Consider the following 17,402-nt stretch of genomic DNA (forward strand, 5'->3'; position numbering starts at 1 on the left):
CGCAGTGACTGATGCACCACTCGGCGATGCCGGTTCGCCGGCAGCGCTCGCCCATCCCGATTCGGGCGAAGACCGCCCGCTGCAGGGTGAAACCCTTCTTGTGGCCTCTGACCTCGTCAAGAGTTACGGACCCGTGCATGCGGTGCAAGGAGTGAGTTTCCAATGCAATAAAGGCGAAGTGCTCGCCCTGGTCGGTGAGAACGGAGCAGGTAAAAGCACGGTAGCGAAGATGCTCGCCGGCGCCGTGGCTCCAACCTCCGGCAGCATCGTCGTCAACGGGGAGCCTCTTGCCTCCGGCAGCGTTAAGAAGTCGCGGCAGTCGGGTGTTCGGTGTGCCTTTCAGGAACTTGCACTGGTGCCCGACTGGACTGTAGCCGAGAACCTCAGCCTGCCTGACGGTGCACCTTACCGCCGGTTCTCCCAGAACAAGTCGGTTGTGGCTGCCGCTGAGTTGCTCCGTTCACTGGATCTCCCACATATCGATCCCCGAGCACCGGTGGGCACCTTATCGCTTGCTGATCGCCAACTGGTAGAGATTGCCAGGGCTTTGGCCGGCCGGCCGGAATTGCTCATTCTCGATGAGGCTTCATCCGCTCTGACACCGCCGGGTGTCACCTGGCTCTTTCAACGGATCCGCGAGCTCACGGCAGAAGGCGGCAGCGTCATCTATGTATCGCATCGTTTGGGTGAGATCGCCGAGATTGCTGACCGCGGAGCGGTTCTTCGCGATGGGAAGGTCGCGGGGGAGTTTGTTCGCGGCGGTTGGACAGATGACGAACTGGTCTCCTTAATGGCGGGCCGTGAGGCGGCGCGGTTCTTTCCCGACCCACCCGAACGGACCACGGACGCGATTGCGCTCTCCGTCACTAACCTCCGATCTGACGGAGTGCATGGTGTCGACCTTTCCATCGGAGTTGGAGAAATCCTTGGAATCGGCGGCTTGCAGGGTCACGGCCAGGCGGAGCTGTTGCGTGCCCTCTTCGGTGCGGCTCCTGCCACCGCGGATTCCTGGGTAATCGCCGGACGAATGATCTCAGGCACTACGCCTGTGCGCTCGGTGCGCCACGGAATCGGTTACGTGCCCGAAGACCGTAAGCGGGAGGGCCTGGCGCTGGAGATGAGTGTGGGGGAGAACTTGCTTGTTCCATGGTTCAAAGCCCATCAGCTCGGCGGGCGGCCTCGGCTCGAGCGGGAACGAGGTTGGATCAGTGGCATCCTCGATGCGCTCTCGGTGCGCACGCGCGGACCGAACGAGACAGCTGGTGCCCTCTCTGGAGGGAATCAGCAAAAACTTGTCTTTGGTCGCTGGATGAACCGATCACGCACCGTGATTCTCCTGCACGATCCAACGCGCGGTGTTGATGTTCGGGCGAAGCAGGAACTGTATGCGGCCATTGTCGATCTGGCCGAGCAGGGCGTTGGTGTCCTGTGGTTCTCAACTGAAGTGGAGGAACTCGTGCACGTATGCCATCGCGTCGTCGTGCTCTATCAAGGTGCCGTCAACGACGAGCTGGAGGGCGGACGGCTCACAGGGGATGCGGTGGTCGGCGCAGCCATGGGACTGAGGGCAGCCGCATGAGTGTTACCGTACGCGCGCCGGAGCGCTTGCGCTCGGGGGCCAGCATCGTCCGGTTACGCAGGGAAGGCGCAATTGCACCAGTCTCGGCTTTCCTTGTCTTTTTTCTCGTTTATGTCATCATCAACCCCGAGCTGCTCAGCCGGTTCCAGCTGCAGACGGCGGCAAATCTCGTGGTGCCTCTGGCTCTCGTCGCTCTGGGGCAGCTCCTCGTCGTGCTCGTCGGAGGCATCGATATCTCCATCGGTGCCATCATGAGTCTCTGCAACGTTGTGTTCGCGACACAGCTCGAGATAGTCCCGCCTCACGTGGCAATTCTGCTGTCCATCGGCGTCGGCCTTGGATGTGGGTTATTCAACGGGCTCTTGGTGGCGTACGGCGGATTACCGGCCATAGCGGTGACTTTGGCTAGTGCATTCATCTTCGGATCACTCGCAAGCGAAGTGCTCGATCGGCCGGGCGGCGGATTGACCAAGGAAATCTACCTCGCCACGAGCGGCGAACTGGTCCCGTTCCTTCCTGTCTCCCTCGTCTATCTTGCGGTGGTTGCTGTTCTCCTCTGGCTCCTGTTGCAGCGGACTGCGCTGGGTCGGCACATCTACGGAATCGGATCGAGCATGGAAAGCGTGAGAGCAGCGGGCCTCAACGCGCGGCTCACACAACTGATCGCGTTCGGGCTGGCAGGAATGGTTACGTCCGTCGGTGCCATGATGCTCGCCGCTTCCACGGTTACCGGCGATCCCCGAAGTGGGGACGCCTACCTGCTGAGTTCGATCGCCGCCGTCGCCCTCGCCGGCGCTGCCTTCACTGGTGGGAGGGGCAGCATCATCGGCACCGTCCTGGCTGCATGCACCCTCGGGCTGATTGGGAACCTGCTCTTCTTCGCCGGTATCAATTCCTACTGGCAGTACGTGATCAGCGCGCTCATCATCTTCACTGTTGTTGGGCTGCCGGTCATCTGGAGCAAGGTCGCATTCGCTGTGAAGGGAACCCGAGCATGACCATCAGCGCCGTACCGTCCGGACCGAACACCATCGGGTTCTCAGCACTTGCTTTCCTGGGGCTCGTCGGTCCTCTGGGACCTTTTGGTGCATTCACCGGTGCATTGCTGACGGGCGCGGTCATCGGTTCCTTCAATGGGGTGGTCATATCAAAGCTAGGCCTGACGCCCATAGTGACGACCATCGCGATGAACGGCTTGCTGTTCGGTGTAATACTGCTGGTCTTCAACTTTTCCGAGCTGACAGCGATCCCTGAGTTCATAGTCGCCATCACTTCGGCGAAGGTTTCGGTTTTCGGTCTGGAAATGGCCGCAGTGCTTCCGCTTGGACTTTCACTGATGGTGGTCCTGCAACTACTGCTCAGCTTCACCGGGTGGGGGCGGTCTCTATTCGTTGTAGGGTCCGCAGCCGAGGCCGCCCGGCTCGGAGGTTTGCCTGTGGACCGTATCCGCATTGGTGGGTATGTGCTGAGTGGAGTTCTGGCAGCCTTCGCCGGCATCGTGATTGTGGGTTACTACCAGCAGGCGTCTGCGACGATGGGGGCTGGTTACCTGCTGTCGTCGGTAGCCGCAGTTGTCGTCGGCGGTGCATCCATATTTGGTGGACGTGGTTCAGTTGTCGGGACGGTGGGTGGAGCGCTTGTGCTCGCGCAAGTGTCGACGCTCGTTGCTGTACTGAACCTCGGAGCAAACATCCAGCAGCTCATCTACGGAGTGATAATCCTCGTGGTCATTTCGCTGTACGGGCGGCAGGGGAAGAGCTGATCTCCTGGCACAAACCGATGAACGCTCCGAGTTCCTCGAAGTGCTCAGGGCGTGACGGTAAGTGATGCGTCAGCTTGGGGGAGCGGATGATGGCCGCACGCCACTGCCCTCGGGAAATGGCCACGTTGATTCGATTCCGGTTCAACAGGAACTGAATGCCCCGGGGCGCCTCGGAAGCGGCTGAACATGCCATCGAAACGAGCACGACGGGAGCCTCCTGGCCCTGGAACTTGTCGACGGTGCCGACCCGCGTTCGGGTGAACCCCGCATCCTTGAGCTTCCGCCGGATCATTTGAACCTGGGCGTTATAGGCGGCAACAACCAGGACGTCTGCATCGGTGAGAGCTCGTGGTGCGTTTGCGGCGTCATCCCACCGCAGGCCGATGTGTCGCTGAATTTGGCGAACTACCTCTTCGGCTTCTTCGGAGGAAGCACTGGAATTCCCTGCGTGGTCGACCAGGATGCATTCAACTCCTGCAGGAGCTCCCTCGAGAACCCGCTTGGTGGCGAGCACTGCGGACTCAAGCTTGTCGTCATAGGCGAGTCGCGACACCGCTTCACACAGTTCCGGGTGCATTCGCCAACTGTCGGCGAGGAAGTATCCGAGCTCAGGGCGCAGGGTCGCGCTTCCCCGCGATAGCCAGCCCAGCGCCGACTCATCGACGGGCTCAGGATGGTTCGCCTGTGTCACCTGAGGCAGTTGCTGCGGATCGCCCAGCAGAAGTAACCGCTTTGCTGCCCGTGACACAGCCAGAGTGTTGGCGAGCGAGAACTGGCCCGCCTCATCAATTACCAGTAGATCAAGCGATTCCGGCGGAACCTTGCTCCCCGTCATCGTCCATGCCGTGCCGCCGACCAGCGCACCTTCCGATCCGTCGAGAAGTGCGGCGACGTCGTCGTCCGTCCTGCGGGTCCAGGGTGCCTCCGGGTTGTCGGTTCTCTTGGCGATCTGGTGGGCGGGTACGCCGGCCTCCAGCGCTGCGTCGATCATGTGCTCGATGACGGCATGGGACTGCGCCACTACGCCGACCTTCCAGCCGCTGGCCACGAGAGCGCGAATCACATGGGAGCCTACGTACGTCTTGCCGGTGCCGGGCGGCCCCTGGACGGCAAGATAGGAGTGATCGAGTAGCTTAACGGCGGCAGTGATCGCCGGAACGTATTCGTGGTCGACCACTTCGGGAAGGCTGGCTCGGCCGGTCAGCCTTGGACGGGCTTTACGGAGGATCTCGAGCCCCGGACTCTTCGGAAGCTCAGGAAGTGCGGATCCGACGCGCCGCGCAAGATCGGCCAGGGCAACCCGAATGGAGGTGGTGGGGATGGGCCTGTCCGGGGTCAGCGCTATTGGCGTCTGGCTATACGGTTCGCCACCGCGCTTGAGCTTCTCGCGCACAATAAGGTGCTCGCCGTCCCGGTCGGCGTAAGCGTCGAGGACTTCCGTGTCGAACCAGCCCTCCCTGCCGCCGACCTTCCCATCGAAGGGTTCCAGCCCCTCCGGAAGTGGTTCGCCGTACATGCGGAACCACTTGCTTCCGGGCTTGAAGTCTGAGCCTTCTGACGAGATTCCGCAGACGTCCAGGACCCGGACGTGGTTGCTTCGGGCGTTTGGCCTTGTCCAGTCTTGCTTGATGCTCGCGTGGCGCACGATGAATACGTCACGGGTGTCTGACCAGTCATCGATGGGGGAGCCCAGGCGGTCGAAGTGCTCCCACCAGAACTGCTTGTCCTCCCTACGGTGGTACCCGACAGCGGCAGCGACCATGGCGATTGCCTGTTCGTCATCGGTTCGCGCCCGGTCAGTTGGCAGTGACGCCACGTAATCCAGCAGCACCCGTTCTTCGGCCGACGGCGGTTCTGACTTGTCCACCTTCGGCTCCTGCGGCTGCGCAAGACCGATGCTCCGATCAGCAGCGAGGCCGAGTAACCAGTTGCGCAGTTCAAGGGTGGAAAGGCAGTCATACCGGTTGTAGTCGCTGATCCCGGTGAGGATTTCCTCGGCGCCCCCGGCGTCCCCACTGTCCCGAGCCTCGCAGTACTGGGCGTATGCAACCACGGAGGCACCGGCGTCCGTCACGTCTCCCGACCGCAGGTTGCTGCCCATATACAAGGGCTCGAGCTTCTTGATGCTGTACGAGCGGTCTGAGATCCGCAGGCTCGTGCGCACCGTCTCATACAGGTCAACGAGCACACCATCGCGAAGGAGAGTATCCACCGCTTCCTCACCGATCAGGTGAATAAGCGAAAGGTTCCGCAGCGCAGTCTTCTCGTAGGCCGCGTAGTGGTAAATGTGCATGTTCGGATAACGACGGCGGCGGTCGGCTACGTAGTCGAGGAAGCTTGCGAAGGCCTGGCGTTCCTGGGCGCGGTTGTGTGCCCAGAACGGAACGAACGGCGGCTCACCACCGGGCGTGGGAGAATTTTCGACGACGCCGAAAAGGTACTCAATGCCCCAGCGGCCGGTGAGCGGGTCCTGCCAAAGCGGATCGCCCTCGAAGTCGAAGAAGATGTCACCATCATCGGGTACGGGCAGGTTGCCGAGGCTGTTGTCTTCGAGCACCCGGTAGCTCAGGGTTTGCGTTCCGCCGTGCTTGTCCGTGTATGCGATGCTTCCGTCGGTGTCGCATACACCGGTCTGCATTCGGGCCTGGTCGCGCAGCGCAAGAAGGCTTTCATCTTCCTCGGCAACGTCCATTGAGGCCAGATCGTCAACGGTATAGATGCCGGCCTTGTGCAGCTTCGCCCGCCGGGTGGTGCTCATCCGCCCGACCAACAGCAGGTCCCGAGTCTCCTCAACCTTGAGTTGGCAGTACTCACACCGCCCGCATGCCACATGGGATCCGCTGCCCCACTGCACAGGCTCCTGCCGGCTCCGATGTTGCTCCATCAGGTCGAGGAATCGGTCCTTCCGCTCCCGGTATGCGGGTAGAAGGTCCGCCAGGCGGTGGTCACTGTGCTGGTCGTTACCGAGCACCAGTGTGACCAGCGGGGCGGGCTCAATGCCCGCTTTCAGCAGTTGGTCGCCGTACGCCGCGAGTTGCAGGAGAGCCCCTACCCTTGCGTGGCGGGCGAGCTTGGTGTCCCAGACGGCATACGCACCGTCAACCTTGACGAGGAAATCGGATCTCCCATGGAACTTCCCGTCGAAGAAGGCAGCCTGAAAGACAACGTTCGCGCCGCTCCGTAAGGCCTGGATGGACTCCTCGTGCTTCTGAACCAGCAGGGAGCGTTCCATGGTTGCGGCGGGTACGACGTCGTAAACGCCACGCCGGCGAGCCGGATCCCACTCTCCGAACTCGGCGAGGAATTGTTCGAGGATCTTCCGCTCGTGAACGTCACCGAGCTGAGCAGTGCGCTCGAGCATCTCATCGGCCTCGAACTGCGGCTTCGCGCTGCGTCCCAGCTTCTCATCGAGCGTGCGCAGGGTCCGGTACTCACACACGGAGGCGTTGACCAGATCCGTTGCCGAGAAGACAAGGTCCGGCTCACCGTCGGGGGTAGTGGGATCGAGCAGGAACATGGCGCCTCCGTGAACTGGGCTTTGAATCTATCGAACCATGTGCCGCCGGCATTCCGGATCACCCGGGCTCGCACAGCCGAAACAGGGCAGATCCGACCCGCCGTTAGGGAACTGCTGGGCGAGTAACGTCCGTTTCCTCGGGTGGTGTATCGCCGTTCGTCCGGTAGTCGGCCAGCACGAGGATCGGCAAATGATCCGAGGCACCGCGGGGCAGGGTCTCGACCTTCTCGATGTCCAGGCCGCGTGACGTCGCGAAGTCGAAATGCCCGCGGAACACCATGCCCCTCGTGTAGGTCCGACGGTCACTGAGGGAGAGGTCGTAACCGGATTCGCTCATGTGCGCAGTGAGCTTCTGCGTGAAGAACGGGTAGTTGAAGTCGCCGACCATCAGAGTCGCGAAGCCGTCCCCCATGCTGAGCAGTTCGGCGTGCGCGGCGTTGATCTGGTGCCTGCGCAGCGAGTTCAAGGCGGTTAACGGGGCCGCGTGAAAGGAGCCGGCGACGAGCGTGTTCTCTGTCTCCAGGTCGAGGAACTTCGCGCCGATCAGTCGCTCGTGAGCGGGTGTGAGCACCCGGTCGTGGAGAGACTTCTTCAGGGAGAATGCGTCGGCTCGCACCATGTCGAACCGGGCCCGGCTGTAATACATCGCGAGTCCAAGGCGGTTTTCCTTGGTGGCGGTGGCCATCTGAAGGTTACCGACGATGTCGGGCAGATCCGACGCGTCGCATTCCTGCAGGCACAGCAGATCGACCTCGTAGTCCTCGACCAGAGATTCCAGTTCCCCGCTGGCTTTATGCTCCCGAAGGTTGTAGCTGATTGCGCGTATCAGGGCGCACTCCTTAATGGGTGAACGGCCAAAGCACGCTTAGTCTAGGACAGCCGATCAGAAAGTGACGGGTCGTGACGGGGACCGGGCGAATCGAACAGGATTACCTGCCGAATGGCCTTGCCGTCGGCGAGCTGGTCCATTGCCTCATTGATGTCCTCCAACTCAATGCGTGAGGAAATCAGGGCCTCGACCGGCAGTTTCCCTTCCCGCCAAAGCTGTGCGAACCGCGGGATATCCCGTTCCGGAAGTGCGGAACCGAGATAGCTGCCCGTTATGGTCCGCGCTTCAGCGGTGATGCCGAGTGGCGCAATGGATGCGCGCGCATCCGGCGAAGGGAGCCCTACCGTGACGGTAGTGCCGCCGACGTCGGTAATCTGCACCGCGGTCTCGAACGCCCGGGCGTTGCCGGCCGCTTCAATCACTACGGGAGCCTTCAGACCGGCGTCGAGTGCTTCCTGCGGCGTGTAGACGGCGGTTGCCCCGAGTTCCCTGGCGGCGTCCAGCTTGGCGGGTACAGCGTCGACGCCGATCACGTCACCTTTGCCCAGGGAAATCGCCGTGATCAGCGCTGCCATGCCGACTCCACCCAGTCCGACGACCACCACCGTGTCGCCGTCCTCCGGCCTGCCGGTATTGATGACGGCGCCGCCGCCGGTGAGCACAGCGCACCCCAGGACGGCGGCAATTTCCGGTGGGACGTCGTCGTCGACCTTCACTACGGACTTGCGGTTGACGACGGCGTGAGTCGCGAATCCCGAGACGCCGAGGTGGTGCTTGATCTCGTCACCGTTGCGGTGGAGGCGCTGCCCGTCGTCGAGCAGGACACCCGCGTTATTGGCTGCGGAACCAACCGAGCAGGGGAGCGTACCGTGCGTCTGGCAGTTCCTGCATTCCCCACAGCGCGGCAGGAAGGCCATAACCACCCGATCACCAAGGGAAATCCCGGTGACACCGTCGCCAAGCTGTTCGACCCGCCCGGCAGCTTCATGCCCAAGCAGCATGGGGACAGGGCGAACCCGGTTGCCGTCGACAACGGACAGATCGGAGTGGCAGAGGCCGGCCGCCTCAATCCGTACCAGGATTTCGCCGGGACCCGGTGCATCCAGCTCTACCTCACCGATGCTGATGGGCATGGAATCGGCGTAGGGGCGTTCCCGGCCGATTTCCTCAAGAACCGCTCCAGTGATTTTCATGAGTGCTTTCGTTCGACGGGTCAGGTAGTGGAGGCCAGACGCCGACGCAGCTCCGCGGCGAGGCCGTCGTCGTCGGACCCTGTGGGCAGGGGTTCGCGGCCCCAGAGCCACAACAGGATGTCGTGGGGCTCACCGCTGATGATGGTATCTGGAGAGCCGCCCGCTTCGCGGGAGACTTCGACGTCGCGGGGCAGCAGGATCACCGACCAGGCTTTCCCTCCACTTTCGAGTACCAGGTTTCCGGTGACTCCTTCCGGAACGTCATCAGCGCCCTGGGCGGAACGCCCACGCTCGAACATGACGGTGAGGACCTCGTCGATCCCGTCGAGCGCGAGTCCCGTCTCCACCGGCTGAGGGTCGCCAAGGGCGGCTTCAAGATCGTAACGGTGGATGGCCGTTTCGTGGGTGAGCCGGCGAATCCAAAACCCGACGGTCTGGTCCTCCTTCACCCACGACTCCGCGGCGTCGGACGGGCTGTGGGAATCAAACTCGCTGGTGAGCCGCTCGTAGCAGGTCTTCAGGATCTCAACCGGCCCAAGCTGCAGAATCTCGTCAGGAACCCACCGGCCCTGCGGCTTCACGCCTGTGCGGATGGTCTCGGCCTTCTGTAGGTAGACGAGCGCGGTGTGGCGCGCCAGTTTCTCGATGTCCCACTCCGGGCACGCCGGCACCCGCGCTCCGACCTTACCTGCAAATTCGGCGGACCTGGTGAGCTCCAGCAGGCGCGAGAAGTCCCGCTCCATCAGCTCCCGATAGCGGTCATAAGTGAGCGCGTCGGGGTAGTCAGGCTTCACTGGCCGCTTCCCTTTCCCAGCTCCGGGACCTCGCCGGCGATGATGGCATTCAGCAGCTCCCGAACATTCTCGAACACGTAAGCCGCTCCTGCGTCGCGCAGCTCAGCTTCACTCGTGCCACCTGTGGTGACGGCGATGGTGGGGACGCCGAGCTTGTTCGCGGTAACCACATCCCAGACGGCGTCACCGATGAAGACGGCGTCCTCCGGCTTGAGGTCGGCAACGCGCAGCGCCGACTCGAGGATGTCCGGGGCCGGCTTGCTGATGCCCGTATCGGTAGCGTTGGTGGCCCCGGTGATGGCGCCGTCGGCTCCAATAACCTTCCTCAGGACGCCGAGCTCCTCCTCCGAGGCGGAGGTGGCCAGAACGACGGCGAGACCCGCGTCGGCGCAGTGCTGCAGCAGGTCGCGGGCGCCGTCGAACGAGCGCAGGGCCGGCCACTGGGCCGAGAACAGCGCGCCATGTGTGTCCTCCAGGGCCTCGTCCTGGTCCTTGTTCCGGTCTTCGCCGATGAGGTGCTCAATGAGGGTGGTGCCGCCCATCCCGATGGTGCGGTGGATGGTCGCCATGGGAACATCGTGGCCGAAGCGCCGGAAAGCCTGCCACCAGGCGAGGGTGTGCAGGTAATTGGTGTCGACAAGGGTTCCGTCTACATCGAAGAGGACGCCTCGGGCCCCGCCGTCGTTCTGTTCTGTCATCATGCCGCCTTGATGGGTCTGAAGTGGAATAGGATGTGCTCCAATACGGGTGCATCGGCGGTAACTCACCAACAGAATCCCGGACTACCCACCTTGTCTCAGAAGGAATGCCCATGTCGAGTTACTCCAGCCAATATCGTGCCCCGTATCCCAGCGAGCAGCCGTTCGCGAGCACGGGCGCCCGCAGGCCGTCAGCCATGAATTACGCCGGTTCTGACTATGAGGGTAAGCGCGCTGCGCAGCTTTCGCTCGCCTTCGGCGTCCTGGGAATGTTCATGTTCTGGTTTGTCTTCGGCCCGATGGCGATCAGCAGCGCGAACAAGGCCGAGCGCATGGGCGAGTCGGCAGCGGGAGGGCGCCTGTTGGGATGGGTCGCCATCATCCTGGGAGTGCTGAGCATCGTGCTCATCGTCGCGTGGGTCATGTTCTTCGCGGCTACTTTCTCGTCCGCGTTCCAAAGCGGGATGACCCTCTAGGGCTTCCCTTGCGGGTGAAGTTTCAACCCGCTGACGACGGCGGCCGCAGCGTTCCTGCCGATATCGATCGGATGAGCCGGGTTGCCACGAAGGAAGCTCGCAAGTGTGCCGTTGTAGATCAGCAGGACTGCTTGTGCGAGCTGGTCGGCCTTGGGGCCGGCGAGTGGCTGTGCGAGGGTGTGCAGGCGTTCGTTCAGCAGGGCTGTGTCTGCTTCGATCAGCGCTGAAACGCTGGTGTCCGAGCCCTGGGTCTCCGCAGCCGTCGCCAGGAATGCGCACCAACGGGCGTTGTGCTGTGTTTCGCGGAATAGGTGCAGCGCGTCGAAGACCGCGAGCAGGCGCTCCTCGTCCGAGTCGGCCGCGCCGATCGCCTCATCCCAGCACGCCTGCCACGAGTTCAGCCGGCATTGCAGACTCGCCTTGAGCAACCCCTCCTTGCTGCCGAAGTGCGCGTACAGGGTGGCTACGGAAACCCCTGCTTCGGCCAGCACGGCATCCACACCGGTACTGAAAATCCCGTTGACGTAAAACAGTCGATCGGCCGCATCGAGCAAACGCTGGCGGGCCGACGCTTTCACCGGTTGTGTTCCCATGACATCAACTATAACGTTGGTTCTACTAGAACGCTCGTTATACTTGGAGGTACAGTGCGTCACGCATTCCCATTTATCGTCAGTGGCACTGCCCTCATCGCATCCACGTACGGGCTGGCGCGGTTCGGCTACGGCTTGTTCGTTCCTTCGTTCACGGAGGCCTTCTCGCTCTCGCCGACGCTGACCGGAGTCATCTCGAGCGGCAGCTTCGTGTCCTACTGCGTTGCCGCAGCCATCGCGTACCGCGCGGCGTCGGCGCCCCGAGCCACGGTCACCCTTGCAGGCATGACGGCGGCGGGCGGAAGCGCCGGGGTGGCCATGTCGAATTCGCCGTTGATGCTGGCGCTGAGCATGTTGATCGCAGGAGCCGGTGCCGGTTTCGCTTCACCGGGTCTCGTGACTCTTGTCGAGGAGAAAGTGCAGACCGCGGCGGCCCGGGCGCAGGCGGTGGTCAATTCAGGAACAGGATTCGGTGTTGTCATCGCCGGCCCCATCGCGCTCTTGTTGAGTGAGCAATGGCGCACCGCCTGGTGGATCATCGCGTGCTTCAATGCCGTAACCGTAACTGGCGTCCTCTTGACAGCACCCAGGGGCACGACGACGGCGGCATCTCCTGCGGGTGCCTTCGCCTTCCGGGACCTGCGTCCACTGCGCCCGGCAGCGGCGGCGGCCCTCCTCGCCGGTGTTGCGAGCGCGGCTGTGTGGACCTTCGGGCGATCACTCGTCACTACGGAAGGGCACATGGCGGAGTCCGCGGCGACAATCTTCTGGGTCTGCCTGGGAGCAGCTGGAATTGCCGGAGCGTTCTCGGGAGATTTGGTGGTCCGCTGGGGATTGCGGAAGGCATGGGCCGGCACCGCTGCGGGAATGGGCCTGGCTTCTGTGCTTATCGGTGCCCTACCATTCAGCGGGCCCGCCGTGTATATCGGAGGAGCCCTGTTCGGCGGAAGCTATGTGGCGCTGAGTGGGGTGCTGATCGTTTGGGCAACGGAGGCAATCCCTGCACGGGCGGCGGCGGGAACGGCAGTGTTGTTCATTGTCCTGGCTCTCGGTCAGGCCTGCGGAGCCATCCTGATCGGCGCGTTGCTGGGCGCAACGAGCCCGGCTCTCGCGTTCGCCGTCGCCGCAGCGCTTGCCGGCGTCAGCCTGATTCCTGCGAGCCAGAGCCAACGGGTCCCCGCACTCGAAGGCGCGTAAGGCGGGCTGGTTCGATCAGCCTCGCGAGTGGTTCCTGTCGTGAGCCCACTTGGCGACTTCCACGCGATTGCGCGCGCCGAGCTTCTGCATGAGGCTCGCGAGGTGTGTCTTGACGGTGCTGAGAGTGATGTGCAGTTCGCTCGCGATTTCGCTGTTGCTTCGTCCCCGGGCCACCGTTGCCAGCACCTGCTCTTCGCGTGCGGTGAGGGGCTCGAAAGGTTCCGGTGGCGCTGGGGCGGGGGCCGAGCCCGCGAACGCTTCCAGCAGCCGAACTGTCACACTTGGTGCGATGAGGGCATCTCCGTTCGCGGCAGCGCGCATGGCCTGCGCCAGTAGATCGGCGCCGGCGTCCTTGAGGAGGAAACCGCGGGCACCGGCACGCAACGCTGCGTACAGGTACTCGTCATGATCGAACGTTGTGATGATGACGACGGCGAACGGGTCGTCGACGTCGGGCCCCGCGAGCGCACGAGTCGCCTCGATACCATCCATCAACGGCATTCGGATATCGAAAAGGCAGACGTCGGGGCGTAGGCGACGTGCCAGTTCGATCGCCCGCCGTCCATCAGCGGCTTCACCGATCACTTCAATGTCGGGCTGCGCGTTGAGGATCATGGTCAGGCCGGTTCTCACGACCTCCTGGTCGTCTGCGATGAGGACACGGATGCTCATGCCGGCCGTCCCGTTCTTGGCAGTACGGCTGCGACGGTCCAGCCGCTCTCGCTCGTCGGTCCGGCGGTGCAGGTACCGCCAAGCAGCGCGGCTCGCTCCTTCATTCCTGTTATTCCGAATCCGGGAGTGGACAGCGCGCCGCGAGCGCCGTCGTCGTGCACCTGCAGGCGCACCTGCTGCTCGTCCGCATCGACGGCGACATCGACGTGGGTTGCCCGGGTGGCATGGCGCCGTGCGTTGGTCACGGATTCCTGTGCGATGCGATAAACGGCGGTCATGACGGGCGACGGAAGGTCGTTCACCTGACCGGTAAGTCGCAGGTTCACGATCGGGCCACCATTCTCCCTCCGGGTGAGACGTTCGAGATCCTCGATACGAGGACTCGGATGCATGTCGGTTGCATCGTCGAAGCGAAGCACACGCAGCATGGTTCGTAGCTCGGCTAAACTGCTCGATGCTTCGGATTCGATCACCCGGAGGGCGTTTGTCGCGGCTTCAGGATCGGATGCCGCCGTAGCGAGCCCTGCCTGTGCCCGGATTGCTATGGCTGAGACGTGGTGAGCGACGGTGTCGTGGACGTCACGGGCGAGCCGTTCCCGCTCGAGCAACCTGGCCTGCTCAATCTCCCGCGAGCGCACGCTGGCACGAAACCTCACCGCAAGACCCAACGAGATGACAGTGATTATGAGGATGTGTGCTCCGATGACATCTTCCAGAATGAAGCCGGTCACCACTTCGGTGACCCACAGATGCACCAGGACGACGGCGACACCCACCACTATCGAGCGCCCCGAACCCCACCGCGAGAGTGCGTAGAGGAGGACGACGAAGAAGGCTGCGGCAATCGGTTCGCTGTTGCCCAGGATGACTACTCCCAGGGCGGTGGCGGCCATTGCCGTGATGAGCATTTCGAGTGGCTTGGTGCGGCGCCACAGGAGGGTCGGGGCGATCACCACAACAAGGATGAGCATCGGCCAGGACGCATTCGGACTGAGCAAGCCTTCCAACAAGGCGGCCAGCGCGACCGCACCGATGAGGGCGTAATCGCGCCACACCCGCGCGGGAGGTCGAGGTGAAGCGGGCGGGGCGGTCCACACCGAACGCAGGTGCGCCATCATGTCCACATCATACGAGCGGGTTGGGCCGAGGCGGATCCACCGGAAGTACGAGGCGGCAGGGGCCGCTTTCGCCGGTGAATGACGTACTCCGCGATCGCGACGTTGATGACCCAGCCGAGACCCATCAGAACCGCGGTTGTCAGTCTGTCGGGAGGGCCAATGAGGAGTGTCCACGGCAGAAGGGTGAATACCTGGGTTCCGGCACCAAGCCCGATGGCGTACGCCCTCGTCATCCAGGCACTATGCCGGGGAATATCGCGGTGCAGAACGGCGAGGACACCCAGGACGATGCTCACCGCCATAGCCAGCGCGAAGAGCAGCCTTAAGGTGGCGAGAGGGGCGTGGGCGCCGTCGGGGTGGGTGTAGAAAATCGTCATCCACACGCCGGAGAGTGCAGCCAGGAGACCTAGCGGGGCGAGGAGCCGGCCGGATCGCTGATGCCAGTTTGGCCGCCCGCGGCGTAGGGACGGAACGAACTGGAAGGCTCCGAGGATTGAATAGACACTCGCGGTGACGATGTGAATGAGAACGGGGACGGGTGACGTGAAGAATCGCGCATTGGCCTCGGTGATCTCGGCCCCGGAAGTCAGTTCAGTGATGCGCGCTGCGCCGGCAATCACCGGCACGAGACTGAGCAGGATCAGTCCGGTCGGCACCTTCCAATAGCGCTTCCTTGGATGTCGGCGAGTCGCCTCAAGGGCGCTGCTCGCCGCAGACGGTGCGGGGGAGGGGATGGTCATGACAGAAGTCTCGCCCCAGAGACGGCGGTAGCTCATCAGGCGAAAGGCCGGAATGTGCCCGCTCCTTCGGTGGCCCCTCACCGTACTTTCGGTTGATGCGGACGAGCGAACGAGCGGCTGTCGCTGTTCCGGAAGGCCTGGACGACTGCGCGCGCGATGACAAGGTCCTCCCAGGACATTCCCGAGCTTTTGAACAGGACTGGACGGTCAGGATCGAGCTGGGTTATCCCGTTGGCAACGTCCTTCATCGGAATGAGGTCTTTCGCGTCCAGCGTTCCCTCGTCGATGGCCATGATGACGTCACCGGATTCGCGCAGGGCGGTGGCCACATCTTCGACGATCACCTGCGCACGGCCGCATAACGCCGCATCCACTTCTCTGACGTGCGGTTCGTGAGAGCCTACCGCGACGACGATGGCATCAGTGCGTATGAGGGAGGAGTCGAACAACGGCTCGCTCGCGGACGTCGCGCACACGATGACGTCGGCTGCAGCCACTGCTGCTGTTGCGGCCGGCGAACCGGAAGCGACAACGTCGCCTGCTGCCGACGGCGGCAGGTCCACCCGGTGAGGGCTGCGAACGATGTAGGTGACGTTCTCGATTTCTCGCCGCCCTCGCATGACTTCCCTGATGGTGCTGACGTGCCCCACGCCCTGCTGTCCGGCACCGAACACAGCCACCCGCAGCGGCGTGGAACGCTGGGTGAGGAGAGGAAGGATGCCGGCTATGGATACCGCGGGCGTGCGAAGGGTGGTCAGCGCCGTCCCATCCAGGACAGCCTGCGGGGTGAGTGTGTCTGCGTCGAAGAGAAGGTAGACCGCCTGGATGCGCGGGAGGCCCCTGTCAGGATTATCCGGAGCGACGGTGGCCACCTTCACCCCTGTATAGCCGGCACCTTCCGTGGGCATGATCAGGAACTGCCCTTCGGTGAGAGGCACGATGCTGCGGGCAGGATCCATTGCGGGATCCAACCCGGTGACCAACGCATCGACGATGGCTGACGTTGCTTGAGCCGGGCTGAGCAGGTTGAGGACCTCGGATGCGGCTATGAATTCAAGGTGCACGGTCGTCGCATGCTTTCGGTGATAGCTATCAGGCGGGAGGTTTGAGAGGGCGATCACACTTTACCTCTGGCAGCCGAGCCGGTACGCGAGCTCAGAAGGTGCGTCCCAGCGTCTCCGCTCCTGCCATGAGGACCGCTCTGCCCAGGCCGCTTGCATTCGGAAGCTCACCGTCAATACGCGCGCGGAGGACTGGCAGTACTGAGGTTCCCACCTTGCCGGCGCAAGCCTCCCACAGCTCCTTGACTGTGCTGCAGTTCTGAACGGCACCCGTCGCTGAGCGGAGACTCCAACCGTCCCCGGCTATCTGGACAGAAGGTGCACCGGGGACAGCCCTGCAGAGGCTATTGATCGTCTGGGCGACGATGTGCTGAGAGCGAAGAGTGTGTTCTGCTCCCAACACCTCGTCGGCCACCACTATTCGGCCGCATGCACCGCACATACTGCCTCCTACGGCATCACGTCGCCGGAGTTGGGGCCAAGAGTCTGGCCGACAAAGAGGTTCCCACCCGGATCGCTCGCCAGGAGAAGCGCAGTAGGAGCCACTTCGGACGGTGTGCCGAAGCGACCCAACGGCAGTTCACGCATCTTCGTTGCCTTCCAGTCCGCGGAGATACCTTCCACCAGCGGCGTTTCGATTGGGCCGGGAGCTATCGAGTTCACGAGAACGTTGTTCGGTGCCAGTTCGAGGGCCAGGGATTTGGTCAATCCGATCACTCCGGCTTTGGCTGCGCTGTAGTGGCTCAGTCCCATGCCTCCCTTGATGCCGAGTTGGGAGGAGATGTTGATGATCCTTCCCCAGCCCGCTTGTTGCATGTCGGGGATTACCTCCCGGCAACAAAGGAATATGCCTGTGAGATCGACAGACAGAGTTTCATTCCACAGGTCCAGGGACATGTCCTTCAACGGTGACTCCGTGAGGAGACCCGCACTGTTGACGAGTACGTCAATCGGGCCGAGCCTCTCACGGGCGGCGGCGAAAGCAGCCCGGACGCTGGATTCATCAGCGACGTCGACGGCGATGGTGTCCGGTCCCGGCGCCCGGTCCAGCACGGCAACTGAATCCCCGTTGGCCTCGAAGGCACTGGCGATGGCAGCACCGATACCGCTGCCACCCCCAGTGACCACTACCGCACGTCCGCCGGGTTTGATCTCTGTCTCCCCAGCACTCAT

General features: G+C 63.1%; 16 protein-coding genes. 5 read left to right on the plus strand and 11 right to left on the minus strand.

What is annotated here, in order from left to right; all coding sequences use genetic code 11:
• Window positions 1–4: 4 nt before the first annotated feature.
• Genes AC4D1W_RS01055 through AC4D1W_RS01065 form a run of 3 tightly spaced genes read left to right on the plus strand, consistent with a single transcriptional unit; the run spans window position 5 to window position 3,341 of the window.
• The gene (locus AC4D1W_RS01055; RefSeq protein ID WP_490897477.1) at window positions 5–1,579 is read left to right on the plus strand and encodes a sugar ABC transporter ATP-binding protein; all 1,575 of its coding nucleotides are present in this window, start codon (window positions 5–7) and stop codon (window positions 1,577–1,579) included.
• On the plus strand, window positions 1,576–2,577 hold the full coding sequence (locus tag AC4D1W_RS01060) for an ABC transporter permease (RefSeq protein ID WP_490897478.1): 1,002 nt from the start codon (window positions 1,576–1,578) through the stop codon (window positions 2,575–2,577). The genes AC4D1W_RS01055 and AC4D1W_RS01060 overlap by 4 nt, the downstream gene beginning before the upstream one ends.
• Complete coding sequence (locus tag AC4D1W_RS01065) at window positions 2,574–3,341, plus strand: ABC transporter permease (RefSeq protein ID WP_490897479.1); 768 nt, start codon at window positions 2,574–2,576, stop codon at window positions 3,339–3,341. The genes AC4D1W_RS01060 and AC4D1W_RS01065 overlap by 4 nt, the downstream gene beginning before the upstream one ends.
• Here AC4D1W_RS01065 and AC4D1W_RS01070 read toward each other — a convergent pair.
• From AC4D1W_RS01070 to AC4D1W_RS01090, 5 genes are all read right to left on the minus strand, one after another.
• Window positions 3,307–6,858: a TM0106 family RecB-like putative nuclease gene (locus tag AC4D1W_RS01070; RefSeq protein WP_490897480.1), complete on the minus strand. Its 3,552-nt coding sequence runs from the start codon at window positions 6,856–6,858 to the stop codon at window positions 3,307–3,309. The two genes, AC4D1W_RS01065 and AC4D1W_RS01070, sit on opposite strands and share 35 nt — an antisense overlap.
• Window positions 6,859–6,961: 103 nt before the next feature.
• Window positions 6,962–7,684, minus strand: a complete 723-nt coding sequence (locus AC4D1W_RS01075) for an endonuclease/exonuclease/phosphatase family protein (protein ID WP_490892304.1) — start codon at window positions 7,682–7,684, stop codon at window positions 6,962–6,964.
• Window positions 7,685–7,728: 44 nt separating this feature from the next.
• Window positions 7,729–8,880, minus strand: coding sequence for an alcohol dehydrogenase catalytic domain-containing protein (locus AC4D1W_RS01080; RefSeq protein WP_490897481.1), 1,152 nt, complete (start codon window positions 8,878–8,880; stop codon window positions 7,729–7,731).
• A gap of 20 nt (window positions 8,881–8,900) precedes the next feature.
• Window positions 8,901–9,674: a maleylpyruvate isomerase family mycothiol-dependent enzyme gene (locus tag AC4D1W_RS01085; protein WP_490892256.1), complete on the minus strand. Its 774-nt coding sequence runs from the start codon at window positions 9,672–9,674 to the stop codon at window positions 8,901–8,903.
• The gene (locus AC4D1W_RS01090; RefSeq protein ID WP_490897482.1) at window positions 9,671–10,372 is read right to left on the minus strand and encodes an HAD family hydrolase; all 702 of its coding nucleotides are present in this window, start codon (window positions 10,370–10,372) and stop codon (window positions 9,671–9,673) included. The genes AC4D1W_RS01085 and AC4D1W_RS01090 overlap by 4 nt, the downstream gene beginning before the upstream one ends.
• Window positions 10,373–10,485: 113 nt before the next feature.
• On the opposite strand from AC4D1W_RS01090, the gene AC4D1W_RS01095 reads away from it, so the two are divergent.
• Window positions 10,486–10,848 carry a hypothetical protein gene (locus AC4D1W_RS01095; RefSeq protein WP_490897483.1) on the plus strand — a complete coding sequence of 121 codons (363 nt, stop codon included), beginning with the start codon at window positions 10,486–10,488 and terminating at the stop codon, window positions 10,846–10,848.
• Here the strand turns inward: AC4D1W_RS01095 and AC4D1W_RS01100 are convergent.
• Window positions 10,845–11,441 carry a TetR/AcrR family transcriptional regulator gene (locus AC4D1W_RS01100; protein ID WP_490897484.1) on the minus strand — a complete coding sequence of 199 codons (597 nt, stop codon included), beginning with the start codon at window positions 11,439–11,441 and terminating at the stop codon, window positions 10,845–10,847. The two genes, AC4D1W_RS01095 and AC4D1W_RS01100, sit on opposite strands and share 4 nt — an antisense overlap.
• 54 nt (window positions 11,442–11,495) lie before the next feature.
• Here AC4D1W_RS01100 and AC4D1W_RS01105 point away from each other — a divergent pair, with 54 nt between their 5' ends.
• Window positions 11,496–12,638: an MFS transporter gene (locus AC4D1W_RS01105; protein WP_490897485.1), complete on the plus strand. Its 1,143-nt coding sequence runs from the start codon at window positions 11,496–11,498 to the stop codon at window positions 12,636–12,638.
• Window positions 12,639–12,653: 15 nt separating this feature from the next.
• Here the strand turns inward: AC4D1W_RS01105 and AC4D1W_RS01110 are convergent, their stop codons facing one another.
• The 5 genes from AC4D1W_RS01110 to AC4D1W_RS01130 all read right to left on the minus strand — a co-directional run bounded on the left by AC4D1W_RS01110 (window position 12,654) and on the right by AC4D1W_RS01130 (window position 17,402).
• Entirely contained in the window at window positions 12,654–13,310 is a 657-nt protein-coding gene (locus AC4D1W_RS01110; protein WP_490892261.1) for a response regulator, read from the minus strand.
• Window positions 13,307–14,428, minus strand: a complete 1,122-nt coding sequence (locus tag AC4D1W_RS01115; RefSeq protein ID WP_490897486.1) for a sensor histidine kinase — start codon at window positions 14,426–14,428, stop codon at window positions 13,307–13,309. Before AC4D1W_RS01115 ends, AC4D1W_RS01110 begins: the two co-directional genes overlap by 4 nt.
• Window positions 14,425–15,168 (minus strand): DUF2306 domain-containing protein, encoded by a 744-nt coding sequence (locus tag AC4D1W_RS01120; protein WP_490897487.1) that lies wholly within the window; start codon window positions 15,166–15,168, stop codon window positions 14,425–14,427. Before AC4D1W_RS01120 ends, AC4D1W_RS01115 begins: the two co-directional genes overlap by 4 nt.
• A gap of 77 nt (window positions 15,169–15,245) precedes the next feature.
• Window positions 15,246–16,232: an ornithine cyclodeaminase family protein gene (locus AC4D1W_RS01125; RefSeq protein WP_490897488.1), complete on the minus strand. Its 987-nt coding sequence runs from the start codon at window positions 16,230–16,232 to the stop codon at window positions 15,246–15,248.
• A 447-nt stretch (window positions 16,233–16,679) separates the two neighbouring features.
• Window positions 16,680–17,402 (minus strand): SDR family NAD(P)-dependent oxidoreductase, encoded by a 723-nt coding sequence (locus tag AC4D1W_RS01130; RefSeq protein ID WP_490897489.1) that lies wholly within the window; start codon window positions 17,400–17,402, stop codon window positions 16,680–16,682.

This window comes from Arthrobacter sp. TJ-170 (genome assembly GCF_058269305.1).

Bases quoted from the DNA above. Each gene is read 5' to 3' on its own strand.
- AC4D1W_RS01120 (WP_490897487.1), bottom strand. From the start codon at position 15,168: ATGACCATCCCCTCCCCCGCACCGTCTGCGGCGAGCAGCGCCCTTGAG.
- AC4D1W_RS01130 (WP_490897489.1), bottom strand. From the start codon at position 17,402: ATGAGTGCTGGGGAGACAGAGATCAAACCCGGCGGACGTGCGGTAGTG.
- AC4D1W_RS01100 (WP_490897484.1), bottom strand. From the start codon at position 11,441: ATGGGAACACAACCGGTGAAAGCGTCGGCCCGCCAGCGTTTGCTCGAT.
- AC4D1W_RS01070 (WP_490897480.1), bottom strand. From the start codon at position 6,858: ATGTTCCTGCTCGATCCCACTACCCCCGACGGTGAGCCGGACCTTGTC.
- AC4D1W_RS01115 (WP_490897486.1), bottom strand. From the start codon at position 14,428: ATGATGGCGCACCTGCGTTCGGTGTGGACCGCCCCGCCCGCTTCACCT.
- AC4D1W_RS01090 (WP_490897482.1), bottom strand. From the start codon at position 10,372: ATGACAGAACAGAACGACGGCGGGGCCCGAGGCGTCCTCTTCGATGTA.
- AC4D1W_RS01060 (WP_490897478.1), top strand. From the start codon at position 1,576: ATGAGTGTTACCGTACGCGCGCCGGAGCGCTTGCGCTCGGGGGCCAGC.
- AC4D1W_RS01065 (WP_490897479.1), top strand. From the start codon at position 2,574: ATGACCATCAGCGCCGTACCGTCCGGACCGAACACCATCGGGTTCTCA.
- AC4D1W_RS01080 (WP_490897481.1), bottom strand. From the start codon at position 8,880: ATGAAAATCACTGGAGCGGTTCTTGAGGAAATCGGCCGGGAACGCCCC.
- AC4D1W_RS01095 (WP_490897483.1), top strand. From the start codon at position 10,486: ATGTCGAGTTACTCCAGCCAATATCGTGCCCCGTATCCCAGCGAGCAG.
- AC4D1W_RS01110 (WP_490892261.1), bottom strand. From the start codon at position 13,310: ATGAGCATCCGTGTCCTCATCGCAGACGACCAGGAGGTCGTGAGAACC.